This window comes from Dyella silvae (assembly GCF_026421305.1).
Lineage (GTDB): Bacteria > Pseudomonadota > Gammaproteobacteria > Xanthomonadales > Rhodanobacteraceae > Dyella > Dyella silvae.
The window spans coordinates 1-23,474 of the sequence record NZ_JAPJBQ010000005.1 but is presented as its reverse complement, the minus strand read 5'-3'; the positions used below and the strand labels follow the sequence as shown (position 1 = coordinate 23,474).

Below are 23,474 nucleotides of genomic sequence, written 5' to 3'. Positions count from 1 at the left end.
TCAGGCCTCCTTATGAGGGGCTGCAAAGGAAAGTGCCGCCACACGAAGGCATAGTGCGTGCGCGACCAACGCCACGGCGACATAGCCCATCGTGGTGCGCACGAACAACGGCCCCCACTGCCACAACCGCATCAGGTACTCGGCCATATGCGGCTGCGCGTAACGGCCACCCAGCCAGTAGAACGAGCCGTTGGAGATGGCAAACGACACCATGGCGGCCAGCAACGCCACGCCAAACGCCCCGAGCTGGGAGACCGCGTGCGGCGTCATGCGCGGCGCATACCAGCGCCCGGCGTACCACAGCACGGCATAGGCGAGCGGAAGAAAGGCATAGGCGGCCGTCACACAGAAGTCGCTCACACCGGCATACCGAATGGATACCCAGTCCATGGCCACGGCCAACAGCACCATCACCACAAACGCCACATGCCTGCGCACATAGAGGCCGCCAAGGAAGAACACCGCCATCGAGGCGTCAGGCAGATGCAACATGTCGCCAAAGTGTTTGAAGCGCGTGGCGACCATCACCAGCGCAAGCACCAGCCACATCAGAGCAAAACGGGGACCAGACAGTGTTTTCACGATACGACTCCTGTGTTTCTGCGTACACATGACAGCGGCGGACCGGCACAGCCGGTCCGTCGCCCTCGTTCATTGCGCCGGCTGGTAACGCAGCGTCAGCATGTAGTTGCGGCCGGGCTGGTTGTAGTACCAGGCCGTTTCGTAGTTCTTGCCGAAGGCGTTATTGAGCGCCAGCTGCACCTTCAGGTCACGCGTGAGCGCATAGGCCACACGCAGGTCGGTGATGGCATAGCCGCCCAACGGATGGCGGTTGGCGAGGTCGTCATAGCGGCGGCCCGACACAAACCAGCTGCCGCCCACGCTGAAGTCGCCGAACGTGCGGTCCACGTCCACACGCGCCATCTCTCGCGCGCGTCGCGGCAACAGGTTGCCGTGATAGACATCCGACTCATCGCGCGGGTCCAGCCAGGTCGCCGTACCCGTCACCAACCAGCTCGCCACGTGCCCGCTCACCACCGCCTCTGCGCCACGGATGCGCGCGTCTTCGACGTTACCCGGCGCACCGATGGCGGCGTCGTAAGTGATCAGGTTGGTCACCTTGTTGCGGAACGCATTGAGCGACCAGTAACCCCAGCCATACGAGCCACGCAGCCCCAGTTCGAGGTTCTGTGACTTTTCCGGCTGCAGGTTGGGATTGCCGTAGTACGGGTAGTACAGCTCGTTGAAGGTCGGCGCTTTGAACGCGGTGCCATAGCTCGCCGTCAAGCGCAGGCTCTGGGTGAAATCCCAGCCCCACAGCAAGCTGCCGGTGTTCTTGCCGCCGAACTGGCTGTTGTCGTCGCGGCGTGCACTCGCCTGCAGCGACTGGCGGCCGAAGGTCTGTTGCCACTGCACGAACAGGCCGCGATTGATGCGGCTGTCCACGGCATAGGCCGTCGTGCTGTCCACGTCGTCGCGCATCCAGTCGAAGCCGGTGCTGAGCAGGCCGCCGCCGAGGCCGATATCCGCCTGCAGCGAGCCCACATCGCGGTGCGTGTCAAAGCGGTCCTTGTACACGCCCTGCAGATAGTCCTTGCTGAAATCACCGCTGCTACCCAGGCTCAGGGTGAAGGTGAGGTCTTTGCTCGGACGGTAATGCAAGCGGCCACCCACGACCTGCGTCGCGTTCTGTGCGGAGTCGGAATAATTGCCGTCGTACCAGTTATGACTCTCACTGCGGAACGCGCGCGCATCCGCATCCCACTGCTCGCTGAAGCGATAGCCACCCTGCAAGGTCAGTGCGGTGTTGCGGTAGCCATCCTTGTCGGGCTGATCGGCGAAGCATGCCGCGCCAACTTCCTCCGCGCCTACGCGGCAGGCATTGATGCCATGCGTCTGATCATGCGATGCCTCCAGCGAATACCAGCCGTCACCCATCTTCCCGGCCAGGCCCGCCGAGCCGGCAAGGTCGCGGTAACTGCCCACACCCAGGCTAAAACTGGGCACGAAAGCGCCTTCGGGACGCCGGGTGAAGATCTGAATCACGCCGCCAATCGCTTCCGATCCATAAAGACTCGAGAACGGGCCGCGCACGATCTCGATACGCTCGATCTGCTCGACCGGAATATCCTGCAACGACGCCTGGCCAAGTGTGGCCGAACCGATCTTGATGCCGTCGATCAACACCAGCACGTGATCGGCTTCCGTACCGCGCAAGAACGCGCTGGTCGCCTTGCCCGGGCCGCCATTGTTGGCAATAGCCATGCCGGGCGTACCACGCAACAAATCGGCCAGCGAGGCTGGCTGCAGCCGCTCGATATCGGCGCGATCAATCACGGTGACGGCGGAAAGTGTCTGGTCCTGCGTCTGCGCCGTACGCGTGGCGGTGACTACCACGCTGTCCAGGTCGGTAGCGCCATCGGCGAATGCCGGAGAGAACACAGAGAACAACGCCGTCGCCAACACGGAACGACGGACCAAGGAATTACTAATGGCCAAAGCAATGCTCCTCAACCGCGCCTGCCCGCGCGGATTGCATGGGTAAAAGGCAGGCGGAAGGAGACGTGGCGGCCGCACGGGAGGCACGGCATCCATGACATGGCCCACCGCCTGTCTGGTCGTACCTCGAGGCCGGTCTCCGGGCTCGCGAACCAGAACGTCATGTTCTGCGGAACAACGCCTTCCCATGCACGTGGCACAGTGGCTTGATGTCGTTCCGGCGATCAGGGGATCGCGGTTCGCCTACCGTTGCGGGGGCAGCTCCGGAATAAGCGCAGGCGCGCCGCACCGGATTCCCGTTTCAACCACCGGCACGAGCCGGCGGTCACCTCAGGCGGGGGCATGGTAACAGACGGGGTGGTGGCGGAAGTGACTTGGGGCAAGCAGGATGCGTTTGGTGCGAATGAGGTGATGCCGACTGACTTCAACCCTGCACCTCACCACAGCCAGCTCCCGGAGGCGAGAGGGAGAAAAAAGCATGCAGCGCTCCAGGCCAGAAGCAAAGAGCGAAGGCACTGGATGACCAGCCTTCGGCTGTTGTGAAGCGCTTCCTGCCTTCGCAGGGATGACGGTGAGGGAAATAAACGCTACCGCGAGCACCCGCCCCTCACCCCAACCCTCTCCCCGGAGGGGAGAGGGAGCCAAAAGCGAAAGCGCTGCGTAGCAAGCGTCAGCACACATCAAAAGAAAACGCCCGCCCTGCGATAGCAGAACGGGCGCCTCTCCCAACTAATCAAACTTCAGCGTCGCGGCGTCACTGCTTGTGAAACGTCAGATGCCCCTGCGCCGCATCCACCACAATGGTGGCTCCCGCCTGGAACTTCCCTTCCAGAATTTCCCTCGCCAACGGATTCTCCAGCTGCTGCTGGATCGCCCGCTTGAGCGGCCGCGCGCCGTACACCGGATCGAAACCCACGTTACCTAGCAGATCCAGCGCCTTATCGCTGATCTCCATACGCAACTCTCGCTCCGCCAGACGCTTCTCCAGATATGTCAGCTGGATCAATGCAATCTTGCGGATCTGCTTCTTCTCCAGCGGACGGAACACCACCAGCTCGTCCAGGCGGTTGATGAATTCCGGACGGAAATGAGCTTGCACTACGCCAAGCACGGCAGCCTTCATCTGCATGTAATCGGCTTCGCTGTCGCCCGCATGCTCCTGGATCATCTGCGAGCCAAGGTTCGAGGTCATCACGATGACGGTGTTGCGGAAATCCACCGTGCGGCCCTGACCGTCAGTGAGGCGGCCGTCATCCAGCACCTGCAGCAGGATGTTGAACACATCCGGGTGCGCCTTTTCCACTTCGTCCAGCAGAATCACGCTGTACGGACGGCGACGCACCGCCTCAGTGAGGTAACCACCTTCTTCGTAACCCACGTAGCCCGGAGGCGCGCCGATCAGGCGGCTCACGGAATGCTTCTCCATGAACTCACTCATGTCGATACGCACCATCGCGTCCTGGGTATCGAACATGAATTCGGCGAGCGCCTTGCACAGTTCCGTCTTGCCCACGCCGGTCGGGCCAAGGAACAGGAATGAGCCATTGGGGCGATTGGGATCGGACAGGCCTGCACGCGCGCGACGAATCGCGTCGGATACCGCACGCACCGCTTCGTCCTGACCGACCACGCGCTTGTGCAGCGCATCTTCCATGTGAAGCAGCTTGTCGCGCTCGCCTTCCAGCATCTTGTTGACGGGAATGCCCGTCCAACGCGACACCACCTCGGCGATTTCCTCCTCGGTCACGCGATCCTGCACCAGCTTGAAGTCCTGCTTTTCGGCGGCCTGCGCCGCGGCGAGCTGTTTCTCCAGTTCCGGCAGCTTGCCGTACTGGATCTCGCTCATCTTGGCGTAGTCCTGGTGCCGCTGTGCGGTTTCCAGTTCCACACGGGCCGCCTCGATCTGCTCCTTTACCTTGGTCGCGCCTTGCAGCGCGGCCTTTTCGGACTTCCAGATCTCGTTGAGATCGGAGAACTCACGCTCCAGCTTCTGGATGTCCGCATCGATATCGGCCAGGCGTTTTTTGGACGCCTCGTCAGTCTCCTTCTTCAGCATTTCGCGCTGGATTTTCAGCTGGATCAGACGGCGTTCCAGGCGATCGAGCTCTTCCGGCTTGGAGTCGATCTCCATGCGAATGCGCGAAGCGGCTTCATCCATCAGATCGATCGCCTTGTCCGGCAACTGGCGATCCGGGATGTAGCGATTGGACAGCGTGGCCGCGGCCACAATGGCCGGGTCGGTGATTTCCACGCCGTGATGCACCGCGTAGCGCTCCTTGAGCCCGCGCAGGATCGCAATGGTGTCCTCCACACTGGGTTCACCCACGTAGACCTTCTGGAAACGGCGCTCCAGCGCAGCATCCTTTTCGATGTACTTGCGGTACTCGTCCAGCGTGGTGGCACCGATGCAATGCAGTTCGCCGCGCGCCAGCGCGGGCTTGAGCATGTTGCCGGCATCCATGGCGCCGTCGGCTTTGCCGGCGCCAACCATGGTGTGCAGCTCGTCGATAAACAGGATGATCTGGCCTTCGTTCTTGGACAGATCGTTGAGCACCGCCTTCAGGCGCTCTTCGAATTCGCCACGGAACTTCGCACCGGCAATCAGCGCACCCATGTCCAGCGCGAGCACACGGCGGTCGCGCAGGCCTTCCGGCACCTCGCCCTTGATGATGCGTTGGGCCAGACCTTCGACGATGGCCGTCTTGCCAACGCCAGGCTCGCCGATCAGCACGGGGTTGTTTTTGGTACGACGCTGCAGCACCTGGATGGTGCGGCGAATTTCTTCGTCGCGGCCAATCACTGGGTCAAGCTTGCCGCTCTCGGCCCGTGCGGTCAGGTCAATGCAGTACTTCTCCAACGCCTGCCGCTGGTCTTCGGCGTTCTCGCTTTGCACCTTCTCGCCGCCACGCAATTTGTCGATAGCCGCTTCGAGATGGGCCTTGGTGGCACCGGCCGCTTTCAGTGCTGCGCCCAGCTCACCCTTGTCTTCCAGCGCCGCCAGCACGAACAGTTCGCTGGCGATGAACTGGTCGCCGCGCTGCTGCGCGAGCTTGTCGGTAAGGTTGAGCAGACGCGTCAGCTCGTTGCCGGCGTGCACGTTGCCTTCCTGCCCGCTGACGCGCGGCAGGCGCTCGAGTTGTTCGTTCACGCGCTGACGCAGCGCGGGCACGTTGACTTGTGCCTGGGTCAGCAAAGGCGCTGTCGAGCCACCCTGCTGGTCAAGTAGTGCCGCCATGACGTGCACAGGTTCAAGCATGTTGTTGTCGCGTCCGACCGCGAGCGATTGCGCATCGGCCAGCGCTTGCTGGAAGCGCGACGTGAGTTTGTCCATCCGCATGGGCATGTCCCCTCAATCAATAGGATTTGGCGGCCGCGCCGCCACTGTGCACGGAGATGCGGCTCACCCCCGGATGATTCAAGCGCCGTCAACGCGAGGTGTATATCTGACCTTCAGCCATAGCGATGTCGTCCATAGCTTGTCTTCACATTCGACTTGCTAGGCTCGGTGTCGTGACTGCCCCGTCCGCCCCCGCCGCCATGTCTGCGCCATTGTCCCTTCCGGCTCCGCCCCTGCCGGGCGTGGATGACCATTGGGCCATGTTTCTCGACGTGGACGGCACGCTGCTGGATTTCGCCAATCGCCCTGACGAAGTCTGCGTGGAGTCGCGCCTGCGCGAGTTGATCGAAGACCTCTATGGCACGCTCGACGGCGCGCTCGCCCTGGTGAGCGGGCGCAGCCTGGATGACCTCGACGACCTGTTTGGCCATCCGCCCTGGGCGATGGCCGGCCTGCACGGACTGGAAGTGCGGGATGCGGATGGCCGTTATCGCGGCGTGCATATTGGTACGGCACGCCGCTCACTGGTTCGCGACATCGCCAGCAATATCGCTGCCAGCTTGCCCGGCGTGCTGGTGGAAGATAAGGGCATGGCGGTGGCCCTGCACTGCCGCACCTCGCCGCAGCAATGTGAAATGTTGCGCAAGCGCGTCGAGGCTGTGCTGCCATCGCTGGCCGGTTACGAGATGCAGGCCGGCAACATGGTGGTTGAGCTGAAGCCGGAGGGCATGGACAAAGGCCGAGCGGTAGCAAGCCTGCTCGAGCGCTTTCCGTTTCATGGACGCCTGCCTGTTTATGTCGGTGACGATCTCACCGACGAGCACGGTTTCGCCACAGTGAATCTGGAATGCGGATTGAGCGTGCGTGTCGGTAACCGCGAGCCCAGCCTCGCCCACTATTCGCTGCCGGAGCCCGCTGCCGCGCGCGCCTGGCTATACCGCGTACTGCACGCGCTCAAGCATGGAGCCCTCTCTCATGCCCACTCCTCCGGAGGAAACGCTTAGGGATGCTGTAGTCCCTTCCCCTCCTTGCAACCTTGCGCTGGGTGTTATCGGCAATGGCAGCATTGCCGCACTGATCGACGAACGCGGCCGCATCGTGTGGTGCTGCCTGCCACGCTTTGATGGCGACGCGACCTTTTGCACGCTGCTGTCGCCGCGGCGAGAGGGTGGCGACTGGGCCATTCACCTCGAAGATTTCGAGCGCGCCGAACAGCATTACCTGCCCAACACGGCCGTACTGGTCACCCGCCTTTACGATGTGCATGGCGGCGGCGTTGAGCTGGTGGACTACATACCCCGCTTCCAGGCCAATGGGCGCTTCTACCACCCCGTGTTGATCGCCCGCCGCGTGCGCCCGCTTGGCGGATCTCCACGCATTCGCGTGTTGCTGAGGCCACTGTGCAACTACGGCCATGAGAAGCCGCAGACGACCTCGGGCAGCAACCACATTCGCTTTCTGCTGGATGGTCTGGTGCAACGACTGACCAGCGATGTCGCCCTGCCGATGATTGAACGTGGCTTGCCATTTATCCTGGAGCGGCCGGCACATTTCGTGTTTGGCCCTGATGAAACACTCTCGCAAAGCCCGGCCGACTTTATCCACCACACGTTGGAACGCACGCTGGAGTACTGGCGCGCGTGGGTGCGTAATCTGTCAGTGCCCTACGAATGGCAGGACGCCGTCATCCGCGCCGCGATCACGCTCAAGCTATGCCAGTACGAATCAACCGGGGCCATCGTGGCGGCGCTGACCACCTCCATCCCCGAAGCACCAGGCAGCACACGCAACTGGGACTACCGCTACTGCTGGCTTCGTGACGCCGCATTCACCGTGCGGGCACTCAATCGCCTCGGTGCCACGCGCAGCATGGAGGAATACATCCGCTACGTGTTCAACCTGGTGGCGGCGGACGGTGAACACGAGATCGGTCCGGTATTCGGCATCACCTTCGAGCACGAGCTCACTGAGACGCAAGTGGAAAGCCTCACCGGCTATCGCGGCATGGGGCCAGTGCGAGTGGGCAACGACGCATGGCGCCAGCGGCAGAACGATGTCTATGGCTCGGTGGTGCTTGCCTCGGCGCAGCTGTTCTTCGATCGTCGCCTGGAACACCCCGGTGACGACCTCACCTTCCGCCGGCTGGAACGCATGGGCGAGATGGCCCTGCGGATGGCCGAGCAACCCGACGCAGGCCTCTGGGAATTTCGCGGGCGCGCCTCCGTGCACACCTACTCTGCCGCCATGTGCTGGGCCGCCTGCAACCGCCTCGCCCATATCGCCACGGAGCTTGGTCTGGATGAGCGGGCGCGCCATTGGCACGACGAGGCCACCGCCTTGCATGCGCGCATCGAGGCGCGTGCATGGAACGAGAAACTCGGTACCTTCGTCGACGCCTACGATGGCGAGCATCTGGATGCCAGCCTGCTGCTGCTCGCCGACGTTGGTTTCGTTGCTGCGTCCGATCCGCGCTTCATCGCTACCGTGGACGCCATCGGTGCCATGCTGCGTCGTGGCGATTACTTGTTCCGCTATGCCGCGCCGGATGATTTCGGTGCGCCAGAGACCAGCTTCAACATCTGCACGTTCTGGTACATCGAAGCGCTGGCCGCCACCGGGCGCAAGGAAGAAGCGCGCACAATGTTCGAGCACATGCTGGCCCAACGTAACCCGCTCGGCCTGCTCTCCGAGGACATCGCGCCGGCCACCGGCGAGCATTGGGGCAATTTCCCGCAGACCTATTCGATGGTGGGCCTGATCCAGGCCGCGATGCGCCTGTCGCGGCGTTGGGAGGACGCACTGTGACCATGCCTGGACGCCCCGACATGGGGGGGCGGCTGGTGGTGGTTTCCAACCGGGTGGCATTGCCAGACCAGACCGCCACGGGCGGATTGGCTTCGGCCATGCGCGCCGCACTGCAGGAACGCGGTGGATTGTGGTTCGGCTGGAGCGGCAAGGTGGCGCGACTCAGCGGCGAGGTGCATCGCCTCAGGGACGGGATGGTCGAGTACGCCACCATGGATCTCTCACGCAGCGATCACGACGAATTTTACGACGGCTTTGCCAATCGCACCCTGTGGCCGTTGCTGCACTACCGCCCCGACCTGGTGGATTACAACCGCAAGCACCTGGCCGGCTACCTGCGCGTCAACCAATTGTTTGCCGACCACCTGATGTCGCTGATCTCATCGGGCGACATTATCTGGATCAACGATTACCACCTCATCCCGCTGGCTGCGATGTTGAGGGAGCGTGGTGTACGCAACCGCATCGGCTTCTTCCTTCACACGCCCTTGCCCGCTGCCGGACTGCTGATCGCACTGCCTCTTCACAACGAACTGCTGGAAACACTGGCACGTTATGACCTGGTCGGCCTGCACACGCCACGCGACCGCCGTGCGCTGGAGGAATACTTTCTGCACGAACTCGGCGCCACGATGCGTCGCGACGGTCACATCCGCACGCCTGATGGACACAGTTTCCGCGCTGAAGTGTTTCCCATCGGCATTGACACGGCCGAGGTTGCGCAATCGGCCAGCCATGCGGATGAGCATGAAGAAATCCACGATCTCAAGCAGAGTCTGGAAGGCCGGGCGCTCATCATCGGCGTCGACCGCCTGGACTATTCCAAAGGGCTGCCCGAGCGCTTCCTTGCCTACGCACGCCTGCTCGAACGCTCGCCGCAGCTGCACCGCATGGTGAGTTTCCTGCAGATTGCACCGCCGTCACGCGGTGGCGTTCCGGAGTACCGCCAGATACGGCGCGAGCTGGAACGCAGTGCCGGTCACATCAACGGCATGTATGCAGCGCCGGACTGGGTGCCCATTCGCTACGTCAACAGCTCGTTTCCGCACAGCGTACTCAGCGGCTACTACCGTGCGGCTCGCGTAGGACTGGTGACGCCGTTGCGCGACGGCATGAATCTTGTTGCGAAGGAGTATGTGGCGAGCCAGAACCCAGAGGACCCAGGCGTACTGGTGCTGTCGCGATTCGCTGGCGCTGCGCAGGAGCTGGGCGATGCGCTGTTGGTGAATCCAGCCGATACCGAAGAGGTGGCGGAGGCGCTCGAGCGTGCGCTGGCCATGCCGCTGGAGGAGCGGTTGGTGCGTTGGCGGCGGATGATGGATGTGTTGGAGAGGCAGGATGTGACGGCGTGGCGGAATGCGTTTTTCAGGCGGTTGGTGGAGTGAGGTTATCGCGGCGCTTACGCTCTTAACTCCCTCTCCCCTCCGGGGAGAGGGTTGGGGTGAGGGGTGGGTGCTCGCGGTAACGTTTCTTTGTTTCGGCTCCGCGTTTTTGCTCTTTTGTGACTTCTCCGCGATCGGGCTCGCCTGCGGCGGGCTTCCGACCTCCTGCCGGAGGCCGGGTCACTTCTCTTTGCTTGCCCAAAGAGAAGTAACCAAGAGAAAAGGCACCCCGCTTGGCGCTTGCCGGGCTGGAAGCCCGGCAAGTCCGTGAGGGTCGGCCGGGCTTTTCGACAGGGCTTCCTGCCCTGACGAAAAGTGCCTGGCATCCATGCCAGGCACCCCTACGGGGCCTGATCGTCCAACCCTCACCGCCGCACAGGGGCCCCTCAGATCAAAAGCACACGGCTCGTGCCGCTGTCGCGGCACATCGCATTGCAGTTCGTCTGGCGGATTTTTTGTAGGAGCGCACTTGTGCGCGACCAGCGACGGAGCGGCAACGACGGGACGCGGCGGTCGCGCACATGTGCGCTCCTACAGGGAAACCATGGGCACGGAGAAACCACGGGCGCTGCTTCTGGCGCGCGTCGCGCGCCGCTCTGGCTCTGGCTCTCGCTCTTGACCTCCGGGCCCCTATGACGCGGCGGGCGGGTGGAGGAATAGCCCGCAGGGTGGCCGGCATGGATGCCGGCCAGTTTTTCGTCAGGGCAGGATGCCCTGTCGAAAAACCCCGCAACCCGCCCGCGTACCTTCCGGGCTGCAAGCCCGGAAGGCGCGCCATCGGGGTGGCCTTTCTCTTGGTTACTTCTCTTTGGCCACGCAAAGAGAAGTGACCCGCTGTCCGGCAGGACAGCGGAAGCCCGCCGCAGGCGAGCCAGGTCGCGGGAACGTCAATAAGAGCCAAAGAACAAAGGTGAGGGATAGAAACGTCATCGCGAGCACCCGCCCCTCACCCCAACCCTCTCCCCGGAGGGGAGAGGGAGTTAAAAGCTTGCACGCCGTTGCGAACCGGTATCCACACGTCCAGCATCCGCTGGAGCAACAGCGAGAACGCCCTACCCTTCCAACCAAATCAAACTGGCAAACCGCCCACTCTGCGCCCCATCCCTCCGATAGGAATAAAACCTCCCATCGGTGCGCGTATCAAATCCACCGCCATACACGCCCGCCACACCGGCCGCCTGCAGGCGCCGACGCGCAAGCCCAGCCAGATCGCACAGCCAATGGCCCGGACGGGTGGCCTGAAAACACGCGCCAGCACCGGGGTCGCTGGCAAGAAAAGCCTCATGCACTTCCTCGCCCACTTCGTAACTCGCCATGCCGATACACGGCCCCAGCCAGGCCAATACCTGGGATGGCAACGAGGACAGCGACGCCAGCGTCGCCTCCAGCACGCCAGCCTGGAGTCCGCGCCAGCCCGCATGCGCTGCGGCCACCGTCGCACCGTCTGTGGTGCAGAACAGCACCGGCAGGCAGTCGGCGGTGAGAATCGCCAGCGGTTCACCGGCACGGCGGGTCACCGACGCATCGGCCCGGGGCTCATCGCCCTGAACGCTGTGATCGATGTCGGCGACGTCAACGCCATGCACTTGCTGCAGCCAATGTGGCGGCCGGTCCAGCCCCAGCACCGCCTGCGCGGCGGCGCGGTTGGCCGCCACCGCCTCAGGCGCGTCGCCAGACCGTGCGCCCAGATTGAGCTGGCCATAGGCTCCCACCGAGACCCCGGGGCCCTGACGGGTGCTCACCGCTGCGCGCACTCGCGAAGGCGCCGGCCAGTCGGGGATAACCCAAGCCGAGGGGGTCACTGCCAGTCGGCCGGGTCAGCCTGCGCCGTATCCGCCCGCAAGGCGTCAATCAGGGCCTGCTGATCCGCCGGGCGCTCGACACTGAACGACATCGGCTCGTGGGTGACCGGATGCTCGAAGGCCAGCCGCTCGGCATGGAGGGCCTGCCGGCGGAATCCGCGCAGCGCAGCCACCAGCTCCGGGCTGGCGCCCTTGGGAAGCTTGAGGCCGCCGCCGTACAGCGGATCGCCCACCAGAGGATGGTTGATATGGGCCAGATGCACGCGAATCTGATGCGTGCGGCCGGTTTCCAGGCTGCACTGGATCAGGCTGTGGGCGCGGAAGCGTTCCCGCAACCGGTAATGGGTGACAGCACGCTTGCCGTCCTCCTCATCCCGCACGGCCTGACGCAGGCGGTCGCCCATATGGCGGCCAATCGGCGCGTCAACGGTGCCGCCAGCCACCAGCGTGCCCACCACCACGGCTTCGTACTGCCGCTCCACATCGTGGCGGGACAACATATCGACCAGCGCGGTATGGGCCGGCAGGGTCTTGGCCACCACCATCAGGCCCGAGGTTTCCTTGTCCAGCCGGTGCACGATGCCGCCGCGCGGCAGTTGGGCCAGGGCCGGATCGTGGTGCAGCAAGGCGTTCAGCACAGTCCCGGCGCTATTTCCTGCGCCCGGATGCACCACCAGCCCGGCCGGCTTGTTCATCACCAGCACGTGGTCGTCTTCATAGACGATATCCAGCGCAATCGCCTCCGGCTCCAGCTCCACCTCAGTCTCGAGCTCGGCCTCCAGCTGGACCTTTTCCCCGCCGCGCAACAGCTGGCGAGGTGCCGCCGTAACCCCGTTCAGGGTCACGGCGCCGGCCTTGATCCAGCCTGTCAGGCGAGATCGGGAGTAGTCCGGGAACATCTCGGCCAAGGCCTGGTCGAACCTCCGACCCGCGGCAGACAGGGGCACTGTGGCCTCATGACGTATGGTCGTCATGGCCGGCCGCCCGGCAAACCGATGGTTTCGGCTATCATCCCTTTTCGCTCAAACATCTGAACCCTTTCTCATGCGCGTAACCAAGCTGCCGGCTTTCAAAGTTTTTGTCGTGCTCGCCATCGCCGTATCGATGAGTGCCTGCTCGATGTTTGGCCACAAGAAGGACACCAACGACACCCTGCCGGTAGACAAGCTTTACGCCAAGGCACACGACTCGATGGAGCACGCCGACTATTCGGCAGCTGCAAAAGCGTACCAGCGTCTGATCGCGCGCTTCCCGTCCGGTGACTACAACGAGCAGGCCCAGCTTGATCTGGCCTACTCCCAGTACAAGGACAACCAGTCGGATGACGCGTATTCCACCGTCAACCGCTTCATCAAGACGTACCCGACCCACAAACATGTGGATTATGCCTATTACCTGCGCGGTTTGATCAATTTCGACCGTACCGGCGGCGCCATGGAGCGTTTGCTGCAGCCCGGCGATCCGCAGACCCGCCGCGATCAGGGCTTCAACCTGAAGTCGTTCGATGACTTCTCCGAGCTGTCGCGCCGCTTCCCGGACAGCGCGTACACCGCCGACGCCCGCCAGCGCATGATTTACCTGCGCAACCTGCTGGCCCAGTTCGAAATCAACGTGGCCGAGTACTACCTGCGCAACAAGGCCTATGTGGCCTCGGCCAACCGCGCCCAGTACGTGATCGAGCATTACCAGCAGGCGCCGCAGACCGGCGATGCACTGGCCATTCTCTCCCGCAGCTACCTGGGCATGGAGCAGAAGGCGCTGGCCGACCAGACCCGCCAGGTGCTGGCCCTGAACTACCCGGATCATCCGTACCTGAACGATCCAAAGTGGCCGCACTCGCCGTCGCTGCTGCGCAAGGCGATTCCGTTCTCGGGTCACCATTGATCGGATAACCCGGCGTTGCTGGGTTAACAAAAGGCCGGCGAGCGCGAGCTCACCGGCCTTTTTGTTTAGAAGTGAGTGAAGAGGAGTGAGAAGTGAGAGAGAGCAGGCCTTGCAGCGTGAGGTCCTTCTCTCACTTCTCACTCCTCTTCACTCACTCCTGTGCCTACTCACTCCTGCGCGATCTCATTTCCAGCCTGACGTAATCGGATAGCGCCGCTCGCGCCCAAACGCACGCGTGGTTACACGTGGCCCCGGTGCCGACTGACGGCGCTTGAATTCATTGAGCAGCACCAGCCGCACAACGCGACGCACGGTATCGGCGTGAAAACCCTGCGCCGCAATCTCGGCCTGCGACTGCTCGCCCTCGATGAAGCGGGCGAGGATGGCGTCCAGCTCGTCGTAGGGCGGCAGTGAATCCTGGTCGGTCTGGTTGTCGCGCAGTTCGGCCGAAGGCGGGCGATCAATCACGGCGGAAGGAATGGCCTCGGGCTCGCCCAGCTGTGCTGCATACGCATTGCGCCAGCGCGACAGGCGGTAGACCACGGTTTTGTAGACATCCTTCAGCGGCGCATAGGCGCCACACATGTCGCCATAAAGCGTGGCGTAACCCACCGCCATCTCGCTCTTGTTGCCGGTCGCCAGCAGTAGCCGGCCATGCTTGTTGGACAACGCCATCAAGGTCACGCCGCGCGTACGCGACTGCAGATTTTCTTCGGTGGTGTCGGCCGGCTTGCCGGCGAAGGCAGGCGTGAGCGCGCCGATAAACGCATCGACCATAGGTTCAATGTTGATGATGTGGTACTCAACGCCCAGCTGCTCCGCCTGCGCACGGGCGCCATCCAGCGACAGCTGCGAGGTGTAGCGTGTGGGCATCATCACCGCGGTGACGCGCTGTGCACCCAGCGCATCCACGGCCAGCGCCAATGTCAGCGCCGAATCGATGCCGCCAGAGAGGCCCAGCAGCACGCCGGGGAAACCATTCTTTTCGATGTAATCGCGAATGCCGCGCACCAGAGCCGCATACAGCGTGGCTTCGGACGACGCGTCCGGCACGCTAGGCCAACTTTCTGCGCGCAGCGTGCGCGTTTCGCTATCGAACTCTGCCCACAGCATCGCGTCGACAAAGTTGGGGGCGCGTGCGGCGATAGAACCGTCACCGTTCACCAGCACGGAGCCACCGTCGTAAACCACTTCGTCCTGACCGCCGATCAGGTTGAGGTAAACGATGGCGCAGCCGGTTTCCTGAGCGCGTGCCATCAGCACCTCTTCGCGAGAGGTTTGCTTGGCGTCGTCCCATGGCGAGGCATTGATGACGACGATCAGTTCCGCGCCTGCCGCTGCGGCCTTGGCCGAGGGCTCAGGCTCCCACACGTCTTCGCAGATGATCATGCCCACGCACACGCCGTCGATCATAGCCACGGCGCTGTCAGAACCCGGGCGGAAGTAGCGCTTGTCGTCGAACACACCGTAATTGGGTAGCGCCTGCTTATGCGTCGTCAGCTCAATGCGGCCGCCTCGCAGCAGGCTGGCCGCGTTATAGACCTCGCCTTCGCTATGCGGATGACCGACCAGCGCCGCCACACCGTTGGTGGCGCCAGCGAGGGCGTTGAGTTCACATTGGCAGGCAGCGAGGAAGCTGGGGCGCAGCAACAGGTCTTCCGGCGGATAACCGCTCAGCGTCAGCTCGGGAAACACCACCAGCGACGCGCCGCCTTCGCGCGCCTGCGCCATCAGATCTCCCACCTTGGCGGCGTTGGCCGCTACGGCGCCAACCGGAAAATCGAACTGAGCAAGGGCGAGGCGTAGGGAGGGCATGCCACTGAATCCGTGTTCGGGGGCTTCCTATGATACCCGAGACACCCCACCCTCCCTCTCAAGTCACCCTACCGGCTGCATCAGCAAAAGAGCTGCCAAGGTCAGCATGAAGGCGGCGACAGCCACATCGAATATGCGCCAGGCCACCGAACTGCGGAAGATCGGCAACAAGAACCGCGCGCCATAACCTAGCGACAGAAACCACAGCAGGCTGGCCGTCGCGGCACCGCCGGCAAAGATCCAGCGCCGCTCACCCTCGTAATGCGTAGACAGACTACCCAGCAGCACCACCGTATCGAGATACACGTGGGGATTGAGCAGCGTAAAGGCGAGGCAGGCAACCACCACGCGGCTACGGCTGCCCGCGCCATCGCCGGCAGGCTGCAGTCCGCTTTCACCCCGCCATGCGCGCCACAACGCGAGCAGGCCATAGGCGGTGAGAAACGCCGCGCCCGCGTAGCGCAGCCACTGCAACAGGCCAGGATGCTCCTGCACCATCAGCCCCATACCCGCGACGCCGAGCAGAATCAGGCTGATGTCGGCCAGGATGCACACCAGCACCACGGGACCCACATGAAGGCGCTGCAAGCCCTGCCGCAGCACGAAAGCATTTTGTGCGCCGATCGCGATGATTAGGCCGGCGCCCGCACCGAGACCGGCCAGGTAAGCCGAAGAAAACATTGGAAACCCCTCGAAAAGGCGGCCACTGTGCCGCATGCCCCAGCATCAGTAAAACTAAATATTCTTAGGCAAAATAAGTTTCTCTAATGTCGGAGCTAAGCCATGAGCCTGCTCAACCCCCAACTGGCCGCTTTCGCGGCCGTCCTCGATGAAGGCAGCTTCGATGGCGCCGCGCAACGCCTTTCGCTCACCCCCTCTGCCATTTCGCAACGAATCAAAACGCTGGAAGACCGCCTGGGTCAGGTGTTGATCCTTCGTCACACGCCATGTACCGCGACTACGGCGGGCAAACGCCTGCTGCGCAGCGTGCAGCAAATGCGGCTGCTGGAAGCCGAGACACTGGAGGCCTTTCACGTCGACCAACCGAACACTGGTACCACATCCGTTGCCATTGCAGTGAACGCGGACTCGCTTGCCACCTGGTTTCTGGGTGCACTTGCGCAGCTGCATGAGCAACATCAGTTGCTGTTCGACGTACGCGTCGAAGATCAGGACCACTCGACCGATCTGCTCCGTGATGGCTCGGTCATCGGCGCCATCACGGCCATCGCCCAACCCGTGCAGGGTTGCAGCGTCAAGAAGCTCGGCGTCATGCGTTATCTGCCGGTGGCCTCGCCGGATTTCGTGAAGAAGCACTTCGCGCGCGGTGTAGACGCCACATCGCTAAGCCAGGCGCCCATGCTGGTGTTCAACCGCAAGGATGCGTTGCAGTGGCGCTTCATCCACAGCGTCACGCGTGCGCGACTGGCGCCGCCCATGCATTACCTGCCCTCCTCCACCGCCTTCGTCGAAGGCGCTGCGCTGGGTCTGGGGTGGGCGATGGCACCGGAGTCGATGCTGGAAAAGCCATTCGCGGAAGGCACACTCAAACCCATCAACCCCAAGCGCTGGCTGGATGTGCCGCTCTACTGGCAACAGTGGTCGATACGCTCCGTCACACTTTCCACGGTCACTGAGACATTGCTGCACGCTGCACAACGGGGATTGCGGCAGCAACGCTGAAGACCCTTCCCCGGGCAAAGGGTCCATAGCACTGATGGAGCCAATGGCGGCACCGGGGGCGCGCATGGTGCGCTCCTACAGGGCTTAGCTGCGGCTCAATGCAAAGAAAAAGGGCCGCATCGCTGCGGCCCTTTTTTATCGGTCGTATTGACCCGATTACTTCTTCATCAGACCGGCGAGGGTCTTGCCGAGGTCGGCCGGGGACTTCACCGTGGTGACGCCCGCCTTCTCCAGCGCAGCGAACTTCGCAGCCGCCGTGCCCTTGCCGCCCGAGATGATGGCGCCAGCATGGCCCATGCGCTTGCCCGGAGGAGCCGAGGCGCCTGCGATGAACGACACGACCGGCTTGGTGACGTATTCACCGATGAACTCAGCGGCGTCTTCTTCAGCGCTGCCGCCGATTTCGCCGACCATGATGATGCCTTCGGTCTGCGGATCGTCCTGGAACATCTTCAGGCAGTCGATGAAGCTCAGACCGTTGATCGGGTCGCCGCCGATGCCGATGACCGTGGACTGGCCCAGGCCTTCGTTGGTGGTCTGGAACACCGATTCGTACGTCAGCGTGCCGGAGCGCGAGACGATGCCGACCTTGCCCGGCATGTGGATGTGACCCGGCATGATGCCGATCTTGCACTCGCCCGGGGTGATGATGCCGGGACAGTTCGGCCCGATCAGCACGGTTTCCGGATGCTGTGCCAGCACGTTCTTCACGCGCAGCATGTCCAGCACCGGGATGCCCTCGGTGATCGCCACGATGACCTTGATGCCAGCGTCGATGGCTTCGAGGATCGAGTCGGCCGCGAACGGCGGCGGCACGAAGATGACGGACGCATCGGCACCGGTTTCATCGACCGCTTCGGCAACCGAGTTGAAGACCGGCAGGCCGATATGCTCGGTGCCGCCCTTACCCGGGGTCACGCCACCAACAACCTTGGTGCCGTAGTCCAGCGCCTGCTGCGCGTGGAAGGTGCCCTGCTGGCCGGTGAAGCCCTGCACGAGGACCTTGGTGTTCTTATTGACGAGAACGCTCATGGTTCAGTTGCTCCTCAGGCCTTGGCCGCAGCCACGGCTTTCTGCGCCGCATCGTTGAGATCGTCGGCCGGCGTGATCGCCAGGCCGGAGTTGGCGAGCAGTTCGCGGCCCAGCTCCACGTTGGTGCCCTGCAGGCGAACCACAACGGGGATCTTCAGACCCACTTCCTTCACGGCCGCGATGATGCCTTCGGCGATCAGGTCGCAACGCACGATGCCGCCGAAGATGTTGACCAGGATGGCCTTCACCTTGTCGGAGGAGAGGATGAGCTTGAACGCCTCGGTGACGCGCTCCTTGGTGGCGCCGCCGCCGACGTCAAGGAAGTTGGCCGGCTCGCCGCCTGCCAGCTGGATCACGTCCATGGTGGCCATGGCCAGGCCTGCGCCGTTGACCATGCAGCCGATGGAGCCGTCCATCGTCACGTAGTTGAGGTTGTGCTGCACGGCAGCCGCTTCGGCCTGGTCTTCCTGGGTCAGGTCGCGCATGGCGGCCAGATCCGGGTGACGGAACTCGGCGTTGTCGTCGGAATTGACCTTGCCGTCGAGGGCGGCGAGGTTGCCGTCTTCGAGGATGGCGAGCGGGTTCAGCTCAACCAGGGACAGGTCCTTCTCATTGAACAGCTTGTACAGGCCCAACATGATCTTGGTCAGCTGGCCGACCTGCTTCGCATTGAGGTCCATGGCGAAGCCGAGCTGGCGGCACTGGTACGGCTGCAGGCCTTCCACGAAGTCCACCACGATGGTGTGGATGTCTTCCGGCGTGTCCTTGGCAACCTGCTCGATGTCCACGCCGCCGTGCTTGGAGGCGATGAACGAGATCGACTTGGAATCGCGATCCGTCAGGATCGACAGATACAGTTCCTTGGCGATGTTGGTGGCGTCCGTCACCAGCACCAGGTTCACCGGCAGCGCGCGGCCGGCGGACTGGTAGGTTTCCATGTTGGTGCCCAGCATGCCCTTGGCAGCTGCGCGCACGTCGTCGAGGCTCTTGCAGAACTTGACGCCGCCGGCCTTGCCGCGGCCGCCTGCGTGAATCTGTGCCTTGACCATCCACTGCGAACCACCAAGGTGCTTGGCGGCGTCGACAGCGGCATCGGGAGAGTTGGCGACCTTGCCCGGCGGCACGGCAATGCCGTACTTCGCGAACAATTCTTTGGCCTGGTACTCGTGGAAATTCATGGATACCTCGAGAGTACGGGGGAACGTGACGGCCGTAACGGGCTGTGGGAGGCCCATACGGTCAGGGGAACGACGGCGGTACAAGCGCTGCCGGATGCAGTGCGCCGCCGTCTGCCTGTCGACATGACGAAAAACCGCGCAATACGGCCGCCTATTTTCGCGGAACCGGCCCCCGATGGAAAGGGGCGAACCTTACGAAGCGCCCCATTAGGCCGTTCGGAGGAGGCCCCCTACCACCCGTGAAGACCACGTCTATACTGGGCCGGACGTCCCGTCGAGAGTGCCCAGCCAGGTGTCCAGCACCGTGCAGCAAGCGTACCCCGTCGCCCGCTCGGCCCCCGAGGCGGCGCGGCACGAACTCCTGTTTCTGAACAGCTTCCGCCTGGCCCAGGCCCTGGTTTACGTGGGTCTGGCGCTGAGCCCGAACGCCCTGGGCTGGCCAAAACTGGCCGATGCCGGGCTGGCCCGCGGTCTGGCGGTGCTTTTCCTGCTATTCGCGCTGGGCATGCTGTCGCTCACCCGGCGTTCCGCGCCGTGGATCCGCTGGGCCGTGTCGGGCTCGCTGGTGGTCGACATCATCGCGGCGGTGCTGGCCATCATCACCATGCACGATGCCCGTATAGGCATTGCCATGATGCTGGCGGTCAACCTGGCGGCGGGCGCGTTGATCCTGCCTTTGCGGCTGTCCTGCTTCTTTGCCTCGCTGGCCACGCTGGGCGTGCTGGGCCATTCGGTGTTTGAGATCCAGCATGGCGGCTCCGGCATGGATCGCGAGCTACTGGAATCGAGCCTGTTTGGCCTCGCCTATTTCGCCATTACGGTGCTGTGCTACGTGCTGAGCCGGCAGATTCGCGCCAGTGAGGCGCTGGCCGAGCAGCGCGGCGTCGACCTGGCCAACCTGGCGCAGGTCAACGAACTGATCATTCGCCGCATGAAAACCGGCGTGTTGCTGGTCGATGATGCCAACCGCATCCATCAGATCAACGAATCGGCGTGGATGCTGCTGGGCAACCCCTCCGCGGACCAGCGCGACCTGGGGCGCGTGGCGCCGGAATTATCGCGCCGGCTCTACCACTGGATGACCTCGGGCAAGCTGGATGAATCGGCCACTCAGCTCGCCGATGGTGTACCCGAAGTGGTGCCCCGCTTCAGCCGCCTGGCACCGAACGACGACTCGCACGTACTGATCTTTCTGGACGACACCTCGCTGGTGTCGCGCCGTGCGGAAGAGCTCACGCTCAGCTCGCTGGGCCGCCTGTCCGCCTCGATCGCGCACGAGATCCGCAACCCGCTGGCGGCCATTCGCTATTCCGCGCAGTTGCTGGCCGAATCCGAGGATCTGCCGCCGACCGACCAGCGCATGGTGGAGATCATCAACAACCATTGCGTGCGGTTGAACGAGATCATCGAGAACATCCTGCAGCTGTCCCGCCGCGAACGCTCCCGCCCGGAAACGCTGGATCTCGGCCACTGGGCCAACCAGTTCGTGGAGGAGTACCGGCAGGGCAACGACCTTGGCGAGGATTCGCTGCGCGTCATTCAGGCCAGCACGCCCGTAGCCGCCGTGGCCGACCCGCAGCAGCTGCAGCAAGTGGTATGGAATCTCGTGCAGAACGCGTTGCGCTATGGCCGCATGCCCGGCGAACCGGCCCGCGTGATGGTGGTGGCCCGTCACGGCGAACACGGCGTACCCATTCTGGAAGTGATCGACCGAGGCCCCGGCATCGCGCCGAAAGTGGCCGCGCAGATCTTCGAACCGTTCTACACCACCCACGAGTACGGCACCGGCCTGGGCTTGTACCTCGCCCGCCAGATGAGCGAGGCGAATCAGGCATCGCTGGAATATGTGCGCGTGGCCGGTGGTGGCAGCTGCTTCCGCCTGGTGCTGACACCGGCACGGATGGGCAAAGCCACGGGCGACACGGCGGCGGCGGGCTGATTCCCAGCGCCTCCGCCCCGCTTGCCGCCCGAGCAAGCGCTAACCACGTCACACTTTCCCGGCTTTCGTCCGATGGGGCAAACCGGGCCTCGCGCCGGACGGATCGGCAGCTTCCTTCGAACCGGGACGGCCCGAATCGCAGGCCACGCACGGGATATCCGCCAACTGCCTCGCCACCTGTCCGCCCATACGCAATCTCCGACGTATGGCCCAGGCTTTGCCCCCTTGAAAGGGGACGGTTATCCTACCCGGGACTACAGCCCAAACCGACGACATGAGCCAACAGACCGTTCTGGTCATCGACGACGAACGCGACATTCGCGAGCTTCTCACCATCACCCTCGGCCGCATGGACCTGCTGGTCGATGCAGTGGGTACCGTGACGGAAGCGCGACGCGCCCTCGCCGAGCGGCATTACGATCTGTGCTTCACGGACATGCGCCTGCCGGACGGCACCGGCCACGAAGTGGTCGAGCTGATCTCGGCGGAGCACCCCGACACGCCGGTCGCGATGATTACCGCCTACGGCAATGTCGACGCTGCGGTTAACGCGCTGAAGGCTGGCGCCTTCGACTTCGTCTCCAAGCCCGTCGACATCCAGATGCTGCGCCGTCTGGTGCGCACGGCGCTGCGTCTGGCCGAAGAGCGCCGCAGCGGCCACGCCGCCGCCAAACCCGATAGCAACGAGCGCCTGATCGGCGAATCGGTGGCCATGCAGCAGGTGCGCGTCACCATCACCAAGCTCGCGCGCAACCAGGCGCCGGTGTACATCGCCGGCGAATCGGGTGTGGGCAAGGAGCTGGTCGCCCGCCTCATCCACGAGCAGGGCCCCCGCGCCACCGGCCCCTTCGTGCCGGTGAACTGCGGCGCCATCCCTTCCGAATTGATGGAAAGCGAGTTCTTCGGCCACCGCAAAGGCAGCTTTACCGGTGCGGTCGGTGACAAGGAGGGCCTGTTCCAGGCCGCCCACGGTGGCACGCTGTTCCTCGACGAAGTAGCCGAGCTGCCGCTGCACATGCAGGTGAAACTGCTGCGCGCGATCCAGGAAAAGGCTGTGCGCCCCATTGGCGCCCGCGAGGAAGTGCCGGTCGACGTCCGCATTCTCTCCGCCACGCACAAGAACCTCGCCGCGCTGGTGGAGCAAGGACAGTTCCGCCAGGACTTGTTCTATCGCATCAACGTGATCGAACTGCGGGTGCCGCCCCTGCGCGAGCGCCGTGGCGACGTACCGCTGTTGGCGAACTTCGTGCTGCGCCAGCTCGCTACCAAGAGCGGTGGCGCGACCGGCCGCCTGCTGCCTCCTGCGCAACAAGCGTTGGAAGCCTACGATTTCCCCGGCAACGTGCGTGAGCTGGAAAACATTCTCGAGCGCGCCATGGCCATGTGCGACGGCGAGCAGATCGACGTCAGCGACCTGATGCTGCCCCAGCGTACGCCGCGCGCCCAGGAGCCCGCTCCCGCGATGGCGCCCGTGCCAGGCGCCGCCCCTGCTGCAGCGCCGATTCCGGCTGCGCCGCCTTCCGCCAATGGCGGTCTGGACGACTACATCAGCAACCTGGAGCGCACAGCGATCATCAAGGCGCTGGAAGAGTCGCGCTACAACAAGACGGCGGCGGCGAAGAAGCTGGGTATTACCTTCCGGGCGTTGCGATACAAGTTGAAAAAGTTGGGTATCGATTGATGCGATGAGGCCGAACAGATGTTCGGCCTTTTTGTTGGTGGGTTTGGTTGTGGCGTCCATATGCTCGCGCCTTTAGCTCTCTCTCCCCTCCGGGGAGAGGGTTGGGGTGAGGGGTGGGTGCTCGCGGTAACGTTTCTATCTGGCGGTTTTGTGTTTTGCCCTTTTGTGGCTACTCCGCACTCTGGCTCGCCTGCGGCGGGCTTCCGACCTCCTGCCGGAGGCCGGGTCACTTTTCTTTGCTTGCTCAAAGAAAAGTAACCAAAAGAAAGAGCACCCCGCTTGGCGCTGTCTGGGCTGCGCCCAGCCAGTTCGTGAGGGTCGGCCGGGCTTTTCGACAGGGCTTCCTGCCCTGACGAAAAGTGCCTGGCATCCATGCCAGGCACCCCTACGGGGCCTGATCGTCCAACCCTCACCGCCGCACAGGGGCCCCTCAGATC

16 protein-coding genes and 1 riboswitch are annotated in these 23,474 nt (G+C 63.6%); of the genes, 7 read left to right on the top strand and 9 right to left on the bottom strand.

The genetic code is table 11. The features are described from left to right. The 3 genes from OQE56_RS12805 to clpB all read right to left on the bottom strand — a co-directional run bounded on the left by OQE56_RS12805 (position 1) and on the right by clpB (position 5,836). On the bottom strand, positions 1 to 582 hold the full coding sequence (locus OQE56_RS12805; RefSeq protein ID WP_425601626.1) for a hypothetical protein: 582 nt from the start codon (positions 580 to 582) through the stop codon (positions 1 to 3). Between the two features lie 69 nt (positions 583 to 651). Further along, the gene (gene btuB / locus OQE56_RS12800; RefSeq protein WP_267224845.1) at positions 652 to 2,499 is read right to left on the bottom strand and encodes a TonB-dependent vitamin B12 receptor; all 1,848 of its coding nucleotides are present in this window, start codon (positions 2,497 to 2,499) and stop codon (positions 652 to 654) included. 113 nt (positions 2,500 to 2,612) lie between these two features. Beyond that, positions 2,613 to 2,847, bottom strand: a riboswitch (cobalamin riboswitch). 406 nt (positions 2,848 to 3,253) lie between these two features. Then, on the bottom strand, positions 3,254 to 5,836 hold the full coding sequence (gene clpB, locus OQE56_RS12795; RefSeq protein WP_267224844.1) for an ATP-dependent chaperone ClpB: 2,583 nt from the start codon (positions 5,834 to 5,836) through the stop codon (positions 3,254 to 3,256). A gap of 173 nt (positions 5,837 to 6,009) precedes the next feature. Between clpB and otsB the strand changes: the two genes are divergently transcribed. The 3 genes from otsB to otsA are packed head-to-tail and all read left to right on the top strand — an operon-like array spanning position 6,010 to position 10,026. Continuing rightward, positions 6,010 to 6,840 (top strand): trehalose-phosphatase, encoded by an 831-nt coding sequence (gene otsB / locus OQE56_RS12790; RefSeq protein ID WP_323748580.1) that lies wholly within the window; start codon positions 6,010 to 6,012, stop codon positions 6,838 to 6,840. Next, entirely contained in the window at positions 6,812 to 8,641 is a 1,830-nt protein-coding gene (locus tag OQE56_RS12785; RefSeq protein ID WP_267224843.1) for a glycoside hydrolase family 15 protein, read from the top strand. The genes otsB and OQE56_RS12785 overlap by 29 nt, the downstream gene beginning before the upstream one ends. 2 nt (positions 8,642 to 8,643) lie before the next feature. Further along, the gene (gene otsA / locus OQE56_RS12780; RefSeq protein WP_267224842.1) at positions 8,644 to 10,026 is read left to right on the top strand and encodes an alpha,alpha-trehalose-phosphate synthase (UDP-forming); all 1,383 of its coding nucleotides are present in this window, start codon (positions 8,644 to 8,646) and stop codon (positions 10,024 to 10,026) included. 1,049 nt (positions 10,027 to 11,075) lie between these two features. Here otsA and pgeF read toward each other — a convergent pair. Both pgeF and rluD read right to left on the bottom strand, forming a co-directional pair. Further along, the gene (pgeF, locus tag OQE56_RS12775; protein WP_267224841.1) at positions 11,076 to 11,765 is read right to left on the bottom strand and encodes a peptidoglycan editing factor PgeF; all 690 of its coding nucleotides are present in this window, start codon (positions 11,763 to 11,765) and stop codon (positions 11,076 to 11,078) included. Between the two features lie 56 nt (positions 11,766 to 11,821). Then, a complete protein-coding gene (gene rluD, locus OQE56_RS12770) occupies positions 11,822 to 12,799 on the bottom strand; it encodes a 23S rRNA pseudouridine(1911/1915/1917) synthase RluD (protein WP_267224839.1) in 978 nt (325 codons plus the stop codon). Positions 12,800 to 12,869: 70 nt separating this feature from the next. Here rluD and OQE56_RS12765 point away from each other — a divergent pair, with 70 nt between their 5' ends. Continuing rightward, a complete protein-coding gene (locus tag OQE56_RS12765) occupies positions 12,870 to 13,709 on the top strand; it encodes an outer membrane protein assembly factor BamD (RefSeq protein ID WP_267224836.1) in 840 nt (279 codons plus the stop codon). A 183-nt stretch (positions 13,710 to 13,892) separates the two neighbouring features. Here OQE56_RS12765 and OQE56_RS12760 read toward each other — a convergent pair whose 3' ends face one another. Together OQE56_RS12760 and OQE56_RS12755 are read right to left on the bottom strand one after the other, a co-directional pair. Next, positions 13,893 to 15,524, bottom strand: a complete 1,632-nt coding sequence (locus OQE56_RS12760; protein WP_267224834.1) for an NAD+ synthase — start codon at positions 15,522 to 15,524, stop codon at positions 13,893 to 13,895. Between the two features lie 63 nt (positions 15,525 to 15,587). Then, on the bottom strand, positions 15,588 to 16,205 hold the full coding sequence (locus OQE56_RS12755; RefSeq protein WP_267224832.1) for a LysE/ArgO family amino acid transporter: 618 nt from the start codon (positions 16,203 to 16,205) through the stop codon (positions 15,588 to 15,590). Between the two features lie 102 nt (positions 16,206 to 16,307). Between OQE56_RS12755 and OQE56_RS12750 the strand changes: the two genes are divergently transcribed. Then, the gene (locus OQE56_RS12750) at positions 16,308 to 17,207 is read left to right on the top strand and encodes a LysR family transcriptional regulator ArgP (protein ID WP_267224830.1); all 900 of its coding nucleotides are present in this window, start codon (positions 16,308 to 16,310) and stop codon (positions 17,205 to 17,207) included. 156 nt (positions 17,208 to 17,363) lie between these two features. On the opposite strand, the gene sucD is transcribed toward OQE56_RS12750, so the two are convergent. Continuing rightward, positions 17,364 to 18,239, bottom strand: coding sequence for a succinate--CoA ligase subunit alpha (gene sucD, locus OQE56_RS12745; RefSeq protein WP_109124142.1), 876 nt, complete (start codon positions 18,237 to 18,239; stop codon positions 17,364 to 17,366). Between the two features lie 14 nt (positions 18,240 to 18,253). After that, a complete protein-coding gene (gene sucC, locus OQE56_RS12740) occupies positions 18,254 to 19,417 on the bottom strand; it encodes an ADP-forming succinate--CoA ligase subunit beta (RefSeq protein ID WP_019464615.1) in 1,164 nt (387 codons plus the stop codon). 304 nt (positions 19,418 to 19,721) lie between these two features. Here sucC and OQE56_RS12735 point away from each other — a divergent pair, with 304 nt between their 5' ends. After that, positions 19,722 to 21,356: a sensor histidine kinase gene (locus OQE56_RS12735; protein ID WP_267224824.1), complete on the top strand. Its 1,635-nt coding sequence runs from the start codon at positions 19,722 to 19,724 to the stop codon at positions 21,354 to 21,356. Between the two features lie 274 nt (positions 21,357 to 21,630). Further along, positions 21,631 to 23,037 (top strand): sigma-54-dependent transcriptional regulator, encoded by a 1,407-nt coding sequence (locus OQE56_RS12730; RefSeq protein ID WP_267224822.1) that lies wholly within the window; start codon positions 21,631 to 21,633, stop codon positions 23,035 to 23,037. Positions 23,038 to 23,474: the final 437 nt, after the last annotated feature.